The following is an 18,297-nucleotide window of genomic DNA, read 5'->3' as shown; positions in this document are numbered from 1 at the left end:
CCAGCAGAAGACGAGTGGCGCTCACTCCGGCAGGCGGCGCGGCTCGGCGTTCGGCCGCTCGGCCGCGGCATCCACCACGTCGATGACCTCACCGTCGATGTACTCGGTGCGCCCCGGACGGGTGGCGTAGCGGCCGGCGGCGCCGCCCATGGTGCTGACCCCGATGATCAGCGGGGCGCGGCGCGCGGCCATCGCCGTGACGACAGGACGCGCGACGGCGCGGGTCGGGGGCAGCAGCAGCAGCGCGCCGAGGACAGAGGTGGCCAGGCCGGGGATCACGACGAGCACCGTACCGAGCGCGACGAGCGCACTGTCGGTCACGGCGCCGGCGGCGTCGGTGGCGGTCAGCCCGCCGCGCAGACGCCGGATGTGGCGACGCACCTGTGAGCCCGCCAGCGCGAGCCCGACCAGGAACGTGGCCGCGAACAGCAGCATGGTCCAGCCGAAGCCGATCGTGGAGGCCAGTGCCACCACAACCGCCAGCTCGACCACCACATAGAGCGCGAACAGCCTCATCGCCATGCTGTGCCAACGATCGGGGCGGCCACCGGGTTCCTAGCCGTCGGCGGGCGGGGCGGTCACCTCGATCGCGGCGTGCACCTTGTCAATGCCGCCGCGCAGGATCGCCTGCGGGATGAAATACCAGGCGTGGTTCCAGTAGCGCCGGATGATCATGTCGAACACCCGCCGCGTCTCGGATTTCGGCAGCATCCGGGCCACCGCCTCGACGGGTTCGCCCTTGACCTTGCCGAGCACGCCGCACTTCTGGATCGTGACCCGCGGGGTGTTGTTGATCCGCTTGGTCTTCCACGACCCGTCGTCGGTGATGATGAGCAGCTTGTCGCCGTCGCGGACGCCCCACACCGGGGTGGGCTTGGGCTTGCCGTCCTTGGTGAACGTCGTCAGCAGCAGGTACTTCTCGCGGTAGACGTCGGTGAAGGTGGAAGGCATGCTCAGCCGGCCGCCGACAGCTCGATCGTGACGTTCTTGTCCATGCCGCCGCGCAGCTTGGAGAAGAAATTGAACGCCTTGCCGAGCAGGCCGTACCGCTTGCCGAGCGCGTCGTAGGTCGCGCCGTTGACCGACTTGTCCAGGATGCGGGCGGTCGCCTCGACCGCCTCGCCTTTCGGCTTGCCGCCGCGGTCACACGGGGCGATCGTCACCCGCGATGTGTTGCGGATCCGCTTGACCTTCCACGACTTCTCCTGGGTGATGGCGATCAACCGGTCCCCTACCGGCGCCGCCCAGATCGCGGTCGGCTTCGGCCGGCCGTCCTTGGTGAACGTGGTGAGAAGGATGTACTCGGACTTGGCGACCTCGGCGAACGTCACGGGCATGGCAACAATGTAACCGCGCCGGATCCGCGCCGCGTCAGGCGGCGTGAGGGTGGGTGAGGAGGACGCTCAGTCTGGCCTCGATCGTGCTGTGTTGTCGTGTGGGTCCGGGTAGTGGTGGGGCGGTGGAGTGGTAGGTCGCGCCGGTGGGCGTTCGGTATTCGGCGGTGTGCCGACCGTCGTGGTCGGTGGTGGTGACCTGCCAGCCGGGGGCTTCTTTGGCGTAGTTGCAGGTTTCGCAGTACCCTGCCCCGTTGAGTGCGCTGGTTTTTCCGCCCTTGTGGTGGGGTTGGCGGATCGGGGCGTTGCAGTACGGGGTGCGGCAGGTCTGGTCGCGCAGCCCGATGAACGCCGCCAACCCCTTCGGAAATAGCCGTGCCTTCGACTCCATCGCCACGAGTTGCCCGCTGGCGGGGTGTCGGTAGAGCCGCCGCAGTGTGGCTTTGGCGTCCTCATCGGTGACGGCGTCGCTCACGAGGTCGCGTACCACCATCGCGGGGACGGGGCCGTAGCCCTGCACCCAGCCCGGGCTGTCGTCCTCCCCGAACAAGGTGGTGTCGGCCAGCACGAGATTCAGCGCGACCGGGGATGGTGTGTCGGCCGGGCGGGCAGTCACGCGTTCGTAGAGGGTGTCGGTCATGACCTGCCCCCGCGACCGCCCATCACCGGTGGTGTCGGCCTCCCGTTTGAGGGCGGCGTACACCCCGATGCCCTGGGACAGCGGCATCAGCGCAGTCAGATACACCATCCCGTTCGGGGCGCACCGGGTCCACACCCCCGCACTCTGCGCAGCGCGGTTCTTCCGCTCGACCACCGCGGCGGCATCCAGGCGGGCCGCGATCGCCGCGGACGCGGCTTCGATGCGCTTGTTGCCCAACCCGGCCAGCGCCTGCTGATCGGCGCACAGTTCGGCATCCAACACCCGGCGGTCTTCCACGGTGAGGCAGGCCGAGGCTTTGACGATCAGGGTGGCCCGNAGCACCCCCGCCTCCAACGCGGCCAGGGTGTGCGGCATCTCGTGCACCAGCGCATTCGCGAAACCCAGATGCTGGTTACCGCACACCGGGGCGTCCAGGCGGGCCAGCGCGATCTCCGTCGCCAACCCCCGCCCCCGCTTCCGCGCCGGCACCCCGGCGGCGTCCTCGGCCGCGCGGCGCTGCGCCGCCCACAACGCCGTCGCCCGCGCCTGCGCCGCCGCCGCGGCAGCCTTCAAGCGTTCACAGCGGGCCACCACCTCGCGCAGCTCGGCCTCGGAGGCCGTCGCATCAATATCGAACAAGTGTTCGAACATGACCCGACCTTACACCGGCCCACCGACAAAGCTCAGCCTTCGAGGTCGCCCTCGGTCTCGAGCAGTACCTGCCGCAGTCCGTCGAGCGTCGCCTGCTCCGGCGCCGCCCACATCCCGCGTCCCGCTGCCTCGAGCAGTCGCTCCGCCATACCGTGCAGCGCCCACGGATTGGACTCCGACATGAACTTGCGGTTCTCGTCATCGAGCACGTAGCTCGCCGAGAGCTGCTCGTACATCCAGTCGGCCATCACCCCGGCGGTGGCGTCGTAGCCGAAGAGGTAGTCGACCGTCGCGGCCATCTCGAAGGCGCCCTTGTAGCCGTGCCGGCGCATCGCGGTCATCCACCGCGGGTTGACCACGCGGGCACGGAACACCCTCGTGGTCTCCTCCGACAGCGTGCTGGTGCGCACCGCGTCAGGGCGGGTGTTGTCGCCGATGTAGGCCGCCGGCGCCGTCCCGGTGAGCGCACGCACGGTGGCCACCATGCCGCCGTGGTACTGGAAATAGTCGTCCGAGTCGGCGATGTCGTGTTCGCGGGTGTCCGTGTTCTTGGCGGCCACCGCGATCCGCCGGTAGGCCCGGTTCATGTCGTCGGTGGCCGGCGCGCCGTCCAGACCGCGGCCGTAGGCGAACCCGCCCCACGCCGTGTACACCGCGGCGAGATCGGCGTCGTCGCGCCAGTTGCGGCTGTCGATCAGCTGCAGCAGGCCCGCACCGTAGGTCCCCGGCTTGGAGCCGAAAATCCTTGTCGTCGAACGCCTCTGATCGCCGTGCTCGGCCAGGTCCACCTGGGCGTGCGCGCGCACAAGATTGTCCTCGGCGGGCTCGTCCAGACCGGCGACCAGCTGCACCGCGTCGTCGAGCATTGCGACCACATGCGGGAACGCGTCGCGGAAGAAGCCCGAGATCCGCACGGTGACGTCGATCCGGGGCCGGCCGAGTTCGGCCAGCGGGATCGGTTCGAGATCGACGACGCGCCGCGACGCGTCGTCCCAGATCGGCCGCACCCCGAGGAGCGCCAGCACCTCGGCGATGTCGTCCCCGGCGGTGCGCATCGCCGAGGTGCCCCACACCGACAGGCCCACCGACTCCGGCCAGCGCCCGTGATCGGCCCGGTACCGCTCGAGCAGCGAATCCGCCATGGCGACACCGGTTTCCCACGCCAGTCGCGACGGCACCGCCTTGGGGTCCACCGAATAGAAGTTCCGTCCGGTGGGCAACACGTTCACCAACCCGCGCAGCGGGGACCCCGACGGCCCGGACGGGATGAAATGGCCGTCGAGCGCCCGCAGCACCTGGTCGATCTCTCCGGAGGTCTGCCTCAGTCGCGGCACCACTTCGATCGCCGCGAAGCGCAGGATCGCCGCGACGTCGTCGTTGTCGGTCAGCGAGTCGACCACGCCCGCGTCCCAGCCGCTGTCCTGCAGTGCCGCAACGAGTTCGCGTGCCCGCGCCTCCGCCTCGTCGACGGCCGACCTTTCGTCGTGGCCGTCCTCGGCGAGACCGAGCGCCTGGCGCAGTCCGGGCACGGTCTGTTCACCGCCGAAGAGCTGGCGCGCCCGCAGGATCGCCAGCACCAGGTCGAGTTCGCTGTCCCCCGTGGGCCGTTGGCCGAGGATGTGCAGGCCGTCGCGGATCTGGACGTCCTTGATCTCGCACAGCCAGCCGTCGACGTGCAACAGCATGTCGTCGAACGAATCCTCGTCGGGCCGATCCTCCAGACCGAGGTCGTGGTCCATCTTGGCCGCCCGCATCAGCGTCCAGATCTGCTGGCGGATCGCCGGCAGCTTGCCCGGGTCCAGCGCCGAGATGTTGGCGTGCTCGTCGAGAAGCTGTTCCAGACGGGCGATGTCGCCGTAGGTCTCGGCGCGGGCCATCGGCGGGATCAGGTGGTCGATCAACGTCGCGTGGGCGCGGCGCTTGGCCTGGGTGCCCTCCCCCGGGTCGTTGACCAGGAACGGATAGACGAGCGGCAGATCACCCAGCGCGGCGTCGGTGCCGCAGGACGACGACATGCCCAGCGTCTTGCCGGGCAGCCACTCCAGGTTGCCGTGCTTCCCGAGGTGCACGAGGACGTCGGCCCGGAAACTGTTGCCGAAAGCGCCGTCCAGCCATCGGTACGCCGCGAGATAGTGGTGGCTGGGCGGCAGGTCGGGGTCGTGGTAGATGGCGACCGGGTTCTCGCCGAACCCTCGGGGCGGTTGCACCACGATCACCACGTTCCCGGATCGCATGGCGGCGATCACGATCTCGCCCTCCGGATCGCGGCTGCGGTCGACGAACAACTCGCCCGGCGGCGGCCCCCAGTGCTCGACCACCGCGTCGGCGAGGTCGGCGGGCAGGGTGGCGAACCACGCGCGATAGTCCTTGGCGGACACCCGGATCGGGTTGCCGGCCAGTTGTGTCTCGGTCAGCCAGTCCGGATCCTGGCCGCCGCGTTCGATGAGCGCGTGGATCAGCGCGTCCCCGTCGCGGGCGTCGAGGCCCGGGACGTCGCCGACGTCGTAGCCGGCGTCGCGCATGGCCTCCAGCAGCGCGATCGCGCTGGCCGGGGTGTCGAGCCCCACCGCGTTCCCGATGCGGGCGTGCTTGGTCGGATACGCGGAGAACACCAGGCCGACCCGCTTGTCGGCGGGTGCGACGGAACGCAACCGCGCATGCCGCACGGCCAGCCCGGCCACCCGGTCGCACCGCTCGGGATCGGCGACATAGGTGATCAGGCCTTCGTCGTCGATCTCCTTGAACGAGAACGGGACCGTGATGATCCTACCGTCGAACTCCGGCACCGCGACCTGGGTCGCGACGTCGAGCGGCGACATCCCGTCGTCGTTCGCGTCCCACTGGCTGCGCGATGACGTCAGGCACAACCCCTGCAGAATCGGAACATCAAGGGCGGCAAGGTGAGCCACGTTCCAGGCATCGTCGGTACCGCCTGCGCCCACCGCCGCCGGTGTCGCGCCGCCGGCGGCCAGCACCGTGGTGACCATCGCATCGGCGGTGCCGAGCAGTTCGATCAGCGCGGCCTCGGGCGTGCGCAGCGATGCGCAGAACACCGGAAGTGCCGCGCCCCCGGCCTCTTCGATGGCGTCGCACAGCGCCTCGACATAGGCGGTGTTGCCCGCCAGGTGCTGGGCCCGGTAGTACAGCACCGCGACGACAGGCCCGTCGGTGCGGCCGGCAGGGCGTTCGAGGACTCCCCACGCCGGTGCGCTCTTCGGTTCGGCGAAACCGAATCCGGTCATCAGCAGCGTGTCCGACAGGAACGCGTGCAGGTTCGCGAGGTTCTCCACGCCGCCCTGGGCGAGGTAGACGTGGGTCTGCAACGCGACGCCGCCGGGTGTCGTCGACCGGTTCATCAGATCGGCGTCGGGCGCCTGTTCCCCGCTCACCACCACGGCGGGCACTCCGCTGGCGACCACCGCGTCGATGCCGTCCTCCCAGGCGCGGTAGCCGCCGAGGATGCGGACCACGACGACGTCGGCGCCGGCCAGCAGCTCCTCGAGCTCACCGGCCACGAGCCGCGACGGGTTGGCCCACCGATACCCCGCCCCGCTGGCACGCGCGGTGATCAGGTCGGTGTCGGAGGTGGACAGCAGCAGAACGGTCGTCACCCCCCATTCGTACCGGACTACGGTGATGTGCATGACCTCGGGCGTCGCCGTCGGCACCCCGGACCCCTCGCTGCGCAGCGTGGTGCTGCGCTACGAAGGATTCACCTCACGGGACGCCGGGCCGGTCGTCTTCCGCGAAACGGCGTGCACGTTCGTACCGGTGATCATCGACCTCGATGCGGGATGGACGGTCGCGCACCGGGATCACGTCGGCCCTCCGCTGCGGCTGCGGTCGTTCGTCGCAGGCCTCACCGACGCCCCGGTTCTCGTCGGACACGCCGGCTCCGCGCGCTGCCTGCAGATCGACCTGACCCCCCTGGGCGCCCGACGCATCCTGGGGCTTCCCCTGTCGGAGCTGGCCAACCAGACAGTGCCGATCGAGGCCGTGCTCGGCCGCACCGGCAGGACGCTGGTGCAACGCATCGGCGAGGCGCCGTGCTGGCGGGACCGCTTCGCTCTGGTCGACCAGCTGCTGCTGCGCCGCCTCGGCGACGCTCCCGACGTCGACCGGGGCGTGGCCTGGTCCCTGGCGCGCATCACGGCAAGCGGGGGCCGCACATCCATCGGTCCGCTCGCCGCCGAACTGGGCTGGAGCCACCGCAGGCTGATCAGCCGGTACCGCGACGCGGTCGGCCTGCCGCCCAAGACGGTCGCGCGGATCGTGCGCTTCGAGCGGGCCCTGGAGCGCCTGCGGTGCGGCGCGGAGCTGTCGGTGGTCGCGGTGGCCTGCGGGTACTTCGACCAGGCCCACCTCTGCCGTGAGGTCCGCGACCTCGCCGGCGTCACCCCCGCGGAGCTCCGCGAAGGGATCAATTCCGTCCAAGACCCGGTCGGCTGAGGTTCCTACCGTCGAGGCCATGACAACACCGCAGACTGTGGCCGGCGTCGTGCCGGTCGTGCCGTTCACCGAGCCGCGCAAAGCCCTCGAGTGGCTGGCGAGCGCGTTCGGCGCCGTCCCGACGCTGGTGGTCCCGCCCGACCCCGATCAACCGCTGCGCCACGCCGAAGTGCGGATCGGCACCGGCGTGGTGATGATCGACGACGCCGAGCGCGGCGGCGTCTTCGGCCTACCGGGCCCCGTGCTCGTGTACGTCGTCGTCGACACCGCGGCCGACGTCGACGCCCTCCACGACCGGGCAGCCGACGCGGGCGCCGAGATCGTGCAGCCGGTCAGCGATCAGGACTACGGCTCCCACGAGTTCGCCGCGCGCGATCCGCACGGCAACATCTGGAGCTTCGGTACCTACCGGCCGTCCCTGGGCTGACGCTGATCAGCCGTGCCAGCGGCCGTACCAGGTCTGCCGGTAGGGCGGGCCCGCGAGGACCGCGAGCCCGACGACGACTGCTGCGAAACCGATGAGTGCGAACATCGTTGTTCCTTTCCCGTGACCCCGTTGACGACGGGATTCACTAGGCGGACGGTACCGCCGGTACCGGGTTCACAGCAGCGAAGGTGCGGCACGGAACGAACCCTGTCCGAATGTGACAACGGTCACACTCAGCCGGCGGTGACGAAGCCCCGGGACACCATCCAGTCGCGGGCGACGACGCTCGGATCCCGGCCCTCGACGTCGACCTGCTTGTTGAGCTCGATGATCACCTCGTTGGTCAGCGCCGCGGTCACCGGCGCGGTGACCTCCGCGATCTCGGGGTGCGCGTCGAAGAACTCGCGCTTCATCGTGACCGACGGGTTGTAGTGCGCGAAGAACTGCTTGTCGTCGGTCAGCACCGTGAGGTCGAGGGCGGCGATCCGGCCGTCGGTGGTGAACACCTCGCCGAAGTCGCACTGGGTGCCGTCGGCGGTGGCCTGGTAGATGATGCCGACCTGCAGGATCGGGGTGTCGGCCCGGGCGGGATCGAACCCGTAGGCCGCGGCCATCCCGGGGAAGCCGTCCTGCCGGGCGCGGAACTCGGTGTCGACGCACGTGCGGGCCGACGCCGGATCCCGCATGACCAGTGCGGCGTAGTCCGACAGGGTGCGCACCCCGGTCCGCTCGACGGTGCGCTTGCTGGCGGCCAGCGCGTACGTGTCGTCCATCGGTCCGGGCTCGAGCCAGACCATGCCGTTGCGCGCGAGGTCCTCGTCGCGCACCGCCTCGTACTGCTTGCGGGTGTCGGGGATCGGCGTCTCGTGACCGAGATAGTTGATCCACGCGTTCCCGGTGAACTCGTAGGCCACGTCGACCTGCCCGGACAGCTGGGCGCCGCGGGTACTGCGGGATCCGACGATGCCGGTGAGGTCTCGCACGTCGGCGCCCGCGGCGGCCAGCGTGTACTCAAGGATGTAGCCCAGGATGACCTGCTCGGTGTACTCCTTGGAGCCGACGGTGATCTTCACGCCCTCCAACCCCGGGGTGGGCTTGATCGATCCGGGGCCGACCTGCAGCGGCACCGCGCTTCCCGACCCCAGCCCGCACCCGGCCACGACGAGCATCACCGCCGAGAGCAACGCCGTCGCCCACCGCATCAGCGCAGCCCCTTCGGCCCGACGTAGAACTCGGCGAGCCCGCCGAGCCAGTCCACCAGCAGCGCCAGGCACACCGCGAGCACGCTGCCCAGCACCAGGGTGACGTTGTCCTGCAACTTGTATCCGGTGTCGATCAGGATGCCCAGACCGCCGGCGTTGACCAGGAAGGACAGCGTCGCCGTGCCCACGGCCAGCACCAGCGAGGTACGCAGCCCGGCGAGGATGAACGGCACCGCCAGTGGCAGTTCGACACGCGCCAGCAGCGCGGCGCGCGACATGCCCTGTCCCAGGCCGGCGTCGAGCAACGCGCGGTCCACCTGGCTGATGCCGAGGATTGTGCTCGACAGCACCGGCAGCAGGGAGTACAGCGCGATCGGCAGCACCCCGATCCAGAACCCGGTCCGCCCGGTGAACAGGAACAGCAGCACCAGCAGGCCGATCGCGGGTGCGGCCTGCCCGACGTTGGCGATACCGATGAACAACGGCCGCAGCGCTTTCGCGCCCGGGCGGGTGACCACGACCCCGAGCGGTACGCCGATCAGCACCACGATCGCCGTCACCGCCACGGTGATGAGCAGGTGCTGCCAGATCAGTGTCGCCACGTTGCCCGGGTTGATGTTCTCCCGCTGGGTGGCGGTCAGGTCGCGGTCGAACGCCCAGAAGACCACGGCGGCACCGACGATCAGCACCAGCACCGGCTGGATGAACAACCGCAGCCGCTCGGCCGGAGTGGTTGCCGGGGCGCCCGACGTCGCGGTGGCGCCGGCGTCGGTGACGGTGCTCACGACGGCCCGTCCCCGGAACCGTCGGCCTCGGCCTCGGTGCGCAACCGGGTGATGGTGTCGATGAGCGTGTCGAGGGTGACCACCCCCTCGTAGCGACCAGCGGCGCCGGTCACGACTGCCGAGGCGTGCTGTTCGGCCAGGATCGCCTCCAGGGCGTCCTCGAGGGTGGACTGGGTGCTGACGACATCGAGGCGCTCGACGGCGTCGGCGAGGGAGGCGGCGTGGCGCAGCCGGTTCTCGCGCACCCAGCTGACCGGCCGCTCGCGGTCGTCGAGCACCACCGCCCAGTCGCAGTCGCTGCCGGCGATCGTGGCGCGCACCTGCTCCACGCTGTCGTCGCGATGTACCGACGGACGCGATTCCAGCGCAACGTCTTTCACCCGCAGCAGGCCGAGCTGACGCAGCGACGCGCCGGAGCCGACGAAGCCGGCGACGGTGTCGTCGGCGGGGCTGGCGAGGATGTTCTGCGGGGTGTCGTACTGCAGCACCTTCGACTGCTGACCGAGCACGGCGATGCGGTCGCCGAGCTTGACCGCCTCACCGAAGTCGTGGGTGACGAACACGATGGTCTTGCGCAATTCGCCTTGCAGTCGCAGCAATTCGTCCTGCAGCGTGCTGCGGGTGATCGGGTCGACGGCGCCGAACGGTTCGTCCATCAACAGCACCGGCGGGTCGGCGGCCAGCGCCCGCGCCACTCCGACGCGCTGCTGCTGGCCGCCGGAGAGCTGGCGGGGGTAGCGGTCGGCGTATTGCGCCGGCTCGAGCCCGACCAGGTCGAGGAGTTCGTCGACGCGGTCGTCGATCCGCGGGCGTTTCCAGTTCAGCAGCCCCGGCACCAGGCCCACGTTCTGCCGGATCGTCATGTGCGGGAACAGCCCCGCCTGCTGGATCGCGTAGCCGATCGAGCGCCGCAGCTCCGTCGGCTTGATCGACAGCGCGTCCTTGTCGCCGATCAGGATGCGGCCGGAGGTGGGCTCGCTGAGCCGGTTGATCATCCGCATCGTCGTGGTCTTCCCGCACCCAGACGGGCCGACGAACACCACGATCTCGCCGGCGGGGATGTCGAGGGACACGTCGTCGACAGCGGGCTGCTGGGCGCCCGGATAGACCTTCGACACGTGGTCGAGCTCGATGCGGACCCCGGTCGGGTCGGCCTGGGAGTCGATCTGGGTTGTCACCGAATGCCTTTCGATGTCGTGAGCCGTCCGATCAGCACGAGCACGGCGTCGAGGATCAGCGCCAGGATCACGATGAGCAGCGTGCCGGTCAGCGCCATCGGAAGGGCGGTGGGGCTGCCGACCCGGGCCAGGCCGGCGAAGATCAGGTTGCCCAGTCCCGGGCCCTTGACGTAGGCCGCGATCGCGAGCACACCCATCGACATCTGGGTGGACAGCCGCATCGCCGACAGGATCGCCGGCCACACCAGCCGCAGCTCCACCCGGGTCAACGTGGTCAGACGGCTCATGCCGATGCCGCGGGCGGCGTCGGTCAGCGCGGGGTCGACGCCGTTGAGCCCGACGATCGTGTTCCGGATGATCGGCAGCAGCGAGTAGAGCACCAGCGCGGCCACGCTCGGGATCACCCCGAGGCCGAACAGCGGGATGAGCAGACCCAGCAGAGCGAACGCCGGGACGGTCAGGATCACACTCGACGTCGCGGTCGCCAGGTTCGCCGCAATGGAGTTCCGGTAGGTCAGCACCCCGATCGCGACGCCGACCACCGTGGCGATCAGGACACTCTGCACCACTGCGCTGACGTGCTGATACGAGTCGAAAACCAGCTGAGGGTAGTGGGTGCTGACGTAACTCCACAACGAGTTGCTCGAGGTCACCGCTGCAGCCCCACAGGTCCCTCGACTTTCCCCGCCTTTGCTGGCGATCACCACTTCTGGTGTCGAGCGTTACCCGATCTCGACTGTGGCGAAACGGCGCCGGTTCGGTTCTCGGTGAATCTAAGGGTGGTCGGCGCAAGCCTTCGGGGCGACTGTTGAGGCAAACGTCTGCGTGTGTGGGAAAGGTGGGGCGATGTCAGCGCTTCGCGTCGTCAAGCTCGGCGCGGTGATCGGTGCGCGCATCGAGGGGGTCGATCTCGCCGGGGGCGTGGACACCGCGACGGCCGCCGAGATCAACGCCGCGCTGCTCGAGCACAAGGTGATCTTCTTCCGCGGCCAGCACGGTCTCGACGACGACGGCCAGTTGGCGTTCGCCCGCGCCCTCGGCACACCGACGACCGCGCACCCGACGGTGACCTCCCGCGGGACCAAGGTGCTGCCGATCGACTCGCGCTACGACAAGGCCAACAGCTGGCACACCGACGTCACGTTCGTCGACCGCATCCCGAAGGCCTCGCTGCTGCGCGCCGTCACGCTGCCGCCCTACGGCGGAACGACGACCTGGGCGTCGACGGAGGCCGCCTACGATCGGCTGCCGGAGCCGCTGCGCGCGCTCGCCGAGAACCTCTGGGCGGTGCACACCAACACCTACGACTACGCCCGGGACATCGACGGCCGGCGAGAGGCCTTGGCCGACACCGAACGCCAGTACCGGGAGGAGTTCGTGTCCGACTACTACGAGACCGAACACCCCGTCGTGCGGATCCACCCCGAGACCGGTCGGCGCGTCCTGCTGCTCGGCAACTTCGTCAAGGGTTTCGTGGGACTCGGACGCACCGAATCGGCGGCGCTGTTCGATCTGTTCCAGGCGCGGATCACCAAGCTGGAGCACACCATTCGGTGGAACTGGGAGCTCGGCGACGTCGCGGTCTGGGACAACAGGGCCACCCAGCACTACGCCGTCGCCGACTACGACAACCAGTTCCGCCGGCTCACCCGGGTGACGCTGGCCGGCGACGTCCCCGTCGACGTCCACGGCGAGCGCAGCCGGGTGATCACCGGGGACGCCTCGGGCTACTCCGACATCGTCGTGCCGGTGCGGCTGGCCAGCTGAGCGGATCAGAGCCGCTCCATCATCCGGGCCATCATGGCCTGTTCGATGAAGTCCGGTCGCCGGGTGCGCTGCCGCCGCGCCCGCCGGCGCTGCGGCACGGCGGGGTCGGTCGATGCGGTGTGCGCCGGTGCGTCGAGTCCCATGGTCAGTTCGGTCATGTCGTCCACTCCTGCAATCCCGCGGGCCCGCGGTCCGGGCCCGTCGTCATCGAAAAGTAGGTTCGGTACCCATCACGATCACGGGTAGCGGCGTACTCGAATCGCGGCGCGGCGGGCCGTTTCCCACCTGCGTGCCGCGCTTCGGCTACCTGCCACCGCGTACCGTGGACGGGTGACCAGGGCCCGCGACACCGACGCCTGCCCCGGTGCGGTGCAGACCCACCGGGCTGCCGACGGCGACCTTGCGCGGGTCCGCCTGCCCGGCGGCATGCTGACCGCGGCGGCGATGGAGGCGATGGCCACGGCCGCACTCGACCTCGCCGCTCCGGCACTCGAGCTGACGTCGCGAGGCAACGTGCAAATCCGGGGTGTGCGCGACGCCGCCGCGCTCGCCGACCGGCTCACCGACGCCGGCCTGCTGCCGTCGACGACGCACGAGAAGATCCGCAACATCGTCGCCTCTCCCCTGGCCGGCCGCCGCGGCGGTGTGCGCGATGTCCGGGAGACGGTGCTCGCCCTCGACGCGGCGCTGCAACGGGATGCGGACGTAGCCGCGTTGCCCGGCCGGTTCCTGTTCGGCATCGACGACGGCAGCGGCGACATCTCCGGTCTGGGCGCCGACGCCGGGGTGCACGTCCTCGACGACGAGACCGTCGCGCTGCTGCTCGCCGGAACCGACACCGGGGTGCGAATCGCCGTCACCGACGTGGTCGACACCCTGCTGTCGATCGCCCGTCGTTTCGTCGAGATCCGCGGAAAAGCCTGGCGGATAAGAGAACTGAATGATCCGGCGGCGTTGCTGGAATCGCTGGTGGCGACGGCGCCAGCCGGCCGGACGTGGCCGGTGCAGACCCGGCCCCCGGTGGGCTGGATCGAGCAGCACGACGGCCGGATCACGCTGGGCGCCGCCGTGCCCCTCGGCGTGCTCGACGCCGGGGTGGCTCGCTACCTGGCCGCGGTGGAGGCGCCGCTGGTCATCACCCCGTGGCGGTCGGTGCTGATCTGCGATCTCGACGACGGTGTCGCCGACGCGGCGCTGCGGGTGCTCGCCCCGCTCGGCCTGATCTTCGACGAGGCGTCGCCGTGGCTATCGGTGTCGGCCTGCACGGGCCGGCCCGGCTGCGCGCACGCGCTCGCCGACGTGCGCGCCGACGCCGCGGCGGCCCGCCACGACGCCACCGCCGCGGTGCACCGGCACTTCGTCGGCTGCGACCGCGCGTGCGGCAGCCCGCCTGACGGAGAGGTGCTGGTGGCGACGGGAGACGGCTACCGGGCGCGGCGGGCCCACCCGTAGGGTGATCGGGTGCTCGACTACATCCGCGATGCCGGGGAGATCTACCGGCAGTCGTTCGCGACGATCCGTGCCGAGGCCGACCTGTCCCGCTTCCCCGACGACGTCGCGCGCGTCGTCGTCCGGTTGATCCACACCTGCGGTCAGACCGATGTCACCGAGCACGTGGCGTTCACCCCCGATGTCGTCGACCGCGCCTACGCCGCGCTGGCCGCCGGTGCCCCGATCCTGTGCGACTCGTCGATGGTCGCCGCCGGTATCACCCGGTCACGGCTGCCCGCCGACAACGAGGTCATCTCCCTGGTCGCCGATGACCGGGCGCCCGCCCTAGCCGCGCGGCAGGCCACCACCCGGTCCGCGGCGGCCGTCGACCTGTGGGCCGACCGGCTGCCCGGCGCGGTGCTGGCCATCGGCAACGCCCCCACCGCGCTGTTCCGGTTGCTCGAGATCGTCGACGGCGGCGTCGCCCCGCCCGCCGCGGTGCTCGGCGGTCCGGTCGGCTTCGTCGGCTCGGCGCAGTCCAAGGACGAGCTGATCGAGCGTCCGCGCGGCATGTCCTATCTGGTGGTCACCGGCCGCCGCGGCGGCAGCGCGATGGCCGCCGCCGCCGTCAACGCGATCGGGACCGTGGCCGAATGAGCGAGCGCCGGGGAACGCTGTGGGGTGTCGGGCTGGGACCCGGCGATCCGGAACTGGTCACCGTCAAGGCGGCCCGGGTCATCGGGGCGGCCGACGTGGTCGCGTACCACAGTGCGCGGCACGGCCGCAGCATCGCCCGCGGCATCGCCGAGCCGTATCTGCGGGACGGCCAGATCGAGGAGCACCTCGTCTACCCGGTCACCACCGAGACCTCCGAGCATCCCGGCGGCTACGCCGGCGCGATGGAGGACTTCTACCGCGAGTCCGCGGAGCGCATCGCCGCGCACCTCGACGCCGGCCGCGACGTCGCGCTGCTGGCCGAGGGCGACCCGCTGTTCTACAGCTCCTACATGCACATGCACACCCGCCTCACCCGGCGCTTCGACGCGGTGATCGTGCCCGGGGTGACCTCGGTCAGCGCCGCCTCGGCGGCGATCGCCACTCCGCTCGTGCAGGGTGACGAGGTGCTGACGATCCTGCCGGGCACGCTGCCGGCCGACGAGCTGAGACGCCGGCTGGCCGACACCGACGCCGCGGTCATCATCAAACTGGGACGGTCCTATCCCGCAGTGCGCGAGGCACTTTCGACCGCGGGCCGGCTGGAGGACGCGTTCTACGTGGAGCGCGCCAGCACCGCGCGCCAGCGGGTTCTGCCCGCCGGCGAGGTCGACGACGCCTCCGTCCCCTATTTCTCGCTGGCGATGCTGACCGGCCGCCCACGGGTGCGGGCGGGTACCGGATTGGTGACCGTGGTCGGGCTGGGCCCCGGCGACATCGACTGGATGACCCCGCAGAGCCGCCGCGAGCTGGCCGCGGCCACCGACCTGATCGGCTACGGCCCCTACCTGGACCGCGTGGGCGTCCGCGAAGGCCAGCGCAGACATCCCAGCGACAACACCGACGAACCGGCCCGCGCCCGGCTGGCGTGCTCGCTGGCCCAGCAGGGCCACACCGTGGCGGTGGTCTCCTCCGGCGATCCGGGCGTGTTCGCGATGGCCACCGCGGTGCTCGAAGAGGCCAAGGAGTGGCCAGGTGTGGACGTGCGGGTGATCCCGGCGATGACGGCCGCACAGGCGGTGGCCAGCCGGGTGGGCGCCCCGCTGGGCCACGACTACGCGGTGATCTCGCTGTCGGACCGGCTCAAGCCGTGGGACGTGATCGCGACCCGCCTCGCCGCCGCGGCGCAGGCCGACATGGTGCTGGCCATCTACAACCCCGCCTCCAAGACGCGCACCTGGCAGGTCGGCGCGATGCGGGACCTGCTGCTCGAGCACCGCGACGCCGGGACGCCGGTGGTGATCGGCCGGGACGTCGCGGGACCCCACGAGTCGGTGAAGGTGGTGCGGCTGGCCGACCTCGACCCCGCCGACGTCGACATGCGGTGCCTGCTGATCGTGGGATCGTCGCAGACGCAGTGGTATTCGGGCGACGAGAGCTCCGATCGGGTGTTCACGCCCCGGCATTATCCGCAGACCACGGGCTCTGCGCACACGCGCCGACCGACCGATGAGGTGACCTCGTGAGCATTCCCCGCTGCCCTGCCGATCTGACTCCGGCCTGGCTCGGTTCGGTGCTCGGTGTCGAGGTCACCGACGTCGATGTGACCGCCATCGGCACCGGCCAGACCGGCGCCACCTATCGGGTGGCCGCGACGTATGCCGACGCCGCGGGGCTGCCCGCCACGTTCGCGGTCAAACTGCCCGCCCAGGACGACACCGTGCGCGAGCGGGTCGCACTCGGCTACCTGTCGGAGGTCGAGTTCTACTCGACGGTGACCGACGCCGTCGCGATCCCGGTGCCGGGTTGCTTTCACAGCGAGATCTCCTCCGATGGAAGTGATTTCGTGCTGGTCCTGGCCGACATGGCCCCCGCTGAGCAGGGCGACCAGATCGCCGGCTGCACCCCGGCCGAGGCGGCGCTGGCCGTCGAGGCGCTGGCGGGCCTGCACGGTCCCAGCTGGTGCGAGCGGCGCTGGTGCGACCTGGCGTCGATCATCATGCCCAAGCCGGGCGACGAGGCCGCCGCCGGCGGTCTGGGCGAGATCGCGCTGATGGCGGCGAACATCACGTTGGAGAAACTCGGCGGCAAGGTCACCGAGGAGGACCGCGACACGCTGCTGACCTCGATGGGCCTGGTGGCGCCCTGGCTGCTCGCCGAACCGCAGCGATTTTCGCTGATGCACGGCGATTATCGACTGGACAACCTGCTGTTCGACCCCGACCGCACGCGGGTCACGGTGGTCGACTGGCAGACGATCGGGGTGGGCCTGCCGACGCGCGACCTGGCCTACTTCACCGCGACCAGCTTGCTCCCCGAGATCCGGCCCACCGTGGAGCGCGACCTCGTGCAGCGCTACCACGCCGCGCTGCTGCGCCACGGCGTCACCGACTACGACGTCGAAACGTGTTGGCAGGATTACCGTCTCGGTGTTCTGCAGGCACCGTTCCTGACCACGCTCGGCTTCGCGTTCGCCGCGTCCACCGAGCGGGGCGACGAGATGATCCTGACGATGCTCAGCCGCGGGTGTCAGGCGATCCGCGACCTCGACGCGATCGACCTCGTCAGGTCATATGGGGCTTCGTCACCAGCCACTGCGTGACCGGCATCGCCGGTCGCCACCCGGTGAACGAACCCACCGGCTCGCCGCGATAGTGCTGGTAGCGGCGCAGCTCACCGCCAACACGTGAATACCAGTGCAGTACAACGGCTTCGGACTCCGCCGTCACCGCGTTCGCGACCAGCCGGCCGCCGGTGGGCAGGCGGTCCCAGCAGGCCGCGAGCAGATCGGGCCCGGTGACCCCGCCCCCGACGAAGATCGCCGCCGGGGTGGGCACCGACGCGAACGACTCCGGGGCGCCTGCCCGCACGTCGAGCACCACCCCGAACGCGCGCGCGTTGTCGCCGATGCGTGCCCGCCGCTGGGGGTCGCGCTCAAAAGCCACTGCTCGGCAACCATTTCCGGTGCGGCACCACTCGATCGCCACGCTCCCCGACCCGGCGCCGACGTCCCACAGCAGCTCCCCGGGCCGCGGTGCCAGCGCCGCCAGCGTGACCGCCCGCATCGCCTGCTTGGTGAGCTGCCCGTCGTGGGAGAAGGCAGTGTCGGGCAGCACGGCGGCCAGCCGCTCGTCGGGCAGATAGCGCACCGCGACGACGTTGAGGTCGTCGACGTCGCCGGGCGGGCGCGCCGCCCACTCCCGGGCCGTCGACGAACGGCGCAGCTCGCGCGGACCGCCGAGCTGCTCGAGGATCGTCACCTCGGAGTCACCGCGACCGGTCGCGGTGAGCAACCGGGCCAATTCGCCCGGGCTCGTCCGGTCCCGGGACAGCACGACGGCCTGCCCGCCGCGCCGGATCGCGCTGACCGGTTCGGCGGTGACCAGGCTGATCACCTCCGTGTCCTGCACCGACCAGCCGACCCGTGAGCAGGCCAGCGTCACCGACGACACGTGCGGCAGGACCGCGACCCGGTCGGCGCCGTGACGACGGATCAGCGTGCTGCCCACCCCGTGCAGCAGCGGGTCTCCGCTGGCCACCACGTGCACGTCACCGTCGGCGCCGTCGAGCAGGGTGTCGATCGCGGGCAGCATCGGGCTCGGCCACGGCCGCCGGACCGCACCCACCGTGCCGTCGAGCAGGTCCAACTGTCGCGGTGAGCCGTAGACGACTGTCGCCCTGGCCAATTCGGCGCGCGCCGGCGGAGCCAGCCCGGCCATACCGTCGGCCCCGATACCGACCACGACGATCATGCCGGCTCCGTTCTTCGCGCGAGCGCT

General features: G+C 70.6%; 17 protein-coding genes and 2 pseudogenes. 7 read left to right on the top strand and 12 right to left on the bottom strand.

The genetic code is table 11. The features are described 5' to 3' along the window. Positions 1-21: 21 nt before the first annotated feature. The 6 genes and pseudogenes from MCHUDSM44219_RS01045 to cobN all read right to left on the bottom strand — a co-directional run bounded on the left by MCHUDSM44219_RS01045 (position 22) and on the right by cobN (position 6,269). The gene (locus MCHUDSM44219_RS01045; protein ID WP_048416370.1) at positions 22-522 is read right to left on the bottom strand and encodes an FxsA family protein; all 501 of its coding nucleotides are present in this window, start codon (positions 520-522) and stop codon (positions 22-24) included. A gap of 33 nt (positions 523-555) precedes the next feature. Then, complete coding sequence (locus MCHUDSM44219_RS01040) at positions 556-951, bottom strand: PPOX class F420-dependent oxidoreductase (RefSeq protein ID WP_048416369.1); 396 nt, start codon at positions 949-951, stop codon at positions 556-558. 2 nt (positions 952-953) lie between these two features. Beyond that, positions 954-1,337 carry a PPOX class F420-dependent oxidoreductase gene (locus MCHUDSM44219_RS01035; RefSeq protein ID WP_048416368.1) on the bottom strand — a complete coding sequence of 128 codons (384 nt, stop codon included), beginning with the start codon at positions 1,335-1,337 and terminating at the stop codon, positions 954-956. Between the two features lie 34 nt (positions 1,338-1,371). Beyond that, positions 1,372-2,310, bottom strand: a pseudogene (locus MCHUDSM44219_RS01030) (HNH endonuclease); the annotation flags it as partial. A gap of 1 nt (position 2,311) precedes the next feature. Next, positions 2,312-2,625: pseudogene (locus tag MCHUDSM44219_RS30605) on the bottom strand (HNH endonuclease); the annotation flags it as partial. Between the two features lie 32 nt (positions 2,626-2,657). Next, on the bottom strand, positions 2,658-6,269 hold the full coding sequence (gene cobN, locus MCHUDSM44219_RS01025; protein ID WP_048416366.1) for a cobaltochelatase subunit CobN: 3,612 nt from the start codon (positions 6,267-6,269) through the stop codon (positions 2,658-2,660). On the opposite strand from cobN, the gene MCHUDSM44219_RS01020 reads away from it, so the two are divergent. Both MCHUDSM44219_RS01020 and MCHUDSM44219_RS01015 read left to right on the top strand, forming a co-directional pair. Next, positions 6,268-7,074 carry an AraC family transcriptional regulator gene (locus tag MCHUDSM44219_RS01020; protein WP_053081158.1) on the top strand — a complete coding sequence of 269 codons (807 nt, stop codon included), beginning with the start codon at positions 6,268-6,270 and terminating at the stop codon, positions 7,072-7,074. The two genes, cobN and MCHUDSM44219_RS01020, sit on opposite strands and share 2 nt — an antisense overlap. 19 nt (positions 7,075-7,093) lie before the next feature. Next, positions 7,094-7,501 carry a VOC family protein gene (locus MCHUDSM44219_RS01015; protein ID WP_048416364.1) on the top strand — a complete coding sequence of 136 codons (408 nt, stop codon included), beginning with the start codon at positions 7,094-7,096 and terminating at the stop codon, positions 7,499-7,501. Between the two features lie 233 nt (positions 7,502-7,734). Here MCHUDSM44219_RS01015 and MCHUDSM44219_RS01010 read toward each other — a convergent pair whose 3' ends face one another. From MCHUDSM44219_RS01010 to MCHUDSM44219_RS00995, 4 genes are read right to left on the bottom strand one after another with little or no spacing between them, the layout of a single operon-like run. Then, positions 7,735-8,703: a glycine betaine ABC transporter substrate-binding protein gene (locus MCHUDSM44219_RS01010; protein WP_048416363.1), complete on the bottom strand. Its 969-nt coding sequence runs from the start codon at positions 8,701-8,703 to the stop codon at positions 7,735-7,737. After that, entirely contained in the window at positions 8,703-9,488 is a 786-nt protein-coding gene (locus MCHUDSM44219_RS01005; protein ID WP_048416362.1) for an ABC transporter permease, read from the bottom strand. Before MCHUDSM44219_RS01005 ends, MCHUDSM44219_RS01010 begins: the two co-directional genes overlap by 1 nt. Beyond that, on the bottom strand, positions 9,485-10,654 hold the full coding sequence (locus tag MCHUDSM44219_RS01000) for an ABC transporter ATP-binding protein (protein WP_172506287.1): 1,170 nt from the start codon (positions 10,652-10,654) through the stop codon (positions 9,485-9,487). The genes MCHUDSM44219_RS01005 and MCHUDSM44219_RS01000 overlap by 4 nt, the downstream gene beginning before the upstream one ends. Positions 10,655-10,662: 8 nt before the next feature. Then, positions 10,663-11,319: an ABC transporter permease gene (locus tag MCHUDSM44219_RS00995; protein ID WP_048416360.1), complete on the bottom strand. Its 657-nt coding sequence runs from the start codon at positions 11,317-11,319 to the stop codon at positions 10,663-10,665. A 193-nt stretch (positions 11,320-11,512) separates the two neighbouring features. Here MCHUDSM44219_RS00995 and MCHUDSM44219_RS00990 point away from each other — a divergent pair, with 193 nt between their 5' ends. Then, entirely contained in the window at positions 11,513-12,433 is a 921-nt protein-coding gene (locus tag MCHUDSM44219_RS00990; protein WP_048416359.1) for a TauD/TfdA dioxygenase family protein, read from the top strand. 5 nt (positions 12,434-12,438) lie between these two features. Here MCHUDSM44219_RS00990 and MCHUDSM44219_RS29885 read toward each other — a convergent pair whose 3' ends face one another. After that, a complete protein-coding gene (locus MCHUDSM44219_RS29885) occupies positions 12,439-12,591 on the bottom strand; it encodes a hypothetical protein (protein ID WP_157868739.1) in 153 nt (50 codons plus the stop codon). A gap of 172 nt (positions 12,592-12,763) precedes the next feature. Here MCHUDSM44219_RS29885 and cobG point away from each other — a divergent pair, with 172 nt between their 5' ends. The 4 genes from cobG to MCHUDSM44219_RS00970 are packed head-to-tail and all read left to right on the top strand — an operon-like array spanning position 12,764 to position 17,120. Beyond that, positions 12,764-13,885, top strand: coding sequence for a precorrin-3B synthase (cobG, locus tag MCHUDSM44219_RS00985; protein ID WP_048416358.1), 1,122 nt, complete (start codon positions 12,764-12,766; stop codon positions 13,883-13,885). A 9-nt stretch (positions 13,886-13,894) separates the two neighbouring features. Continuing rightward, positions 13,895-14,521: a precorrin-8X methylmutase gene (locus tag MCHUDSM44219_RS00980; protein WP_048416357.1), complete on the top strand. Its 627-nt coding sequence runs from the start codon at positions 13,895-13,897 to the stop codon at positions 14,519-14,521. Continuing rightward, entirely contained in the window at positions 14,518-16,044 is a 1,527-nt protein-coding gene (locus tag MCHUDSM44219_RS00975) for a precorrin-2 C(20)-methyltransferase (protein WP_048416356.1), read from the top strand. Before MCHUDSM44219_RS00980 ends, MCHUDSM44219_RS00975 begins: the two co-directional genes overlap by 4 nt. Beyond that, positions 16,041-17,120 carry a phosphotransferase family protein gene (locus tag MCHUDSM44219_RS00970; protein ID WP_048416355.1) on the top strand — a complete coding sequence of 360 codons (1,080 nt, stop codon included), beginning with the start codon at positions 16,041-16,043 and terminating at the stop codon, positions 17,118-17,120. Before MCHUDSM44219_RS00975 ends, MCHUDSM44219_RS00970 begins: the two co-directional genes overlap by 4 nt. On the opposite strand, the gene MCHUDSM44219_RS00965 is transcribed toward MCHUDSM44219_RS00970, so the two are convergent. Further along, a complete protein-coding gene (locus tag MCHUDSM44219_RS00965; protein ID WP_048416403.1) occupies positions 17,083-18,270 on the bottom strand; it encodes a bifunctional cobalt-precorrin-7 (C(5))-methyltransferase/cobalt-precorrin-6B (C(15))-methyltransferase in 1,188 nt (395 codons plus the stop codon). The genes MCHUDSM44219_RS00970 and MCHUDSM44219_RS00965 overlap by 38 nt on opposite strands. Positions 18,271-18,297 lie beyond the last annotated feature (27 nt).

The sequence above is a fragment of the Mycolicibacterium chubuense genome (genome assembly GCF_001044255.1).
GTDB lineage: Bacteria > Actinomycetota > Actinomycetes > Mycobacteriales > Mycobacteriaceae > Mycobacterium > Mycobacterium chubuense.
The sequence above is the reverse complement of the archived record's forward strand: the minus strand, read 5'-3'. Positions and strand labels throughout refer to the sequence as shown.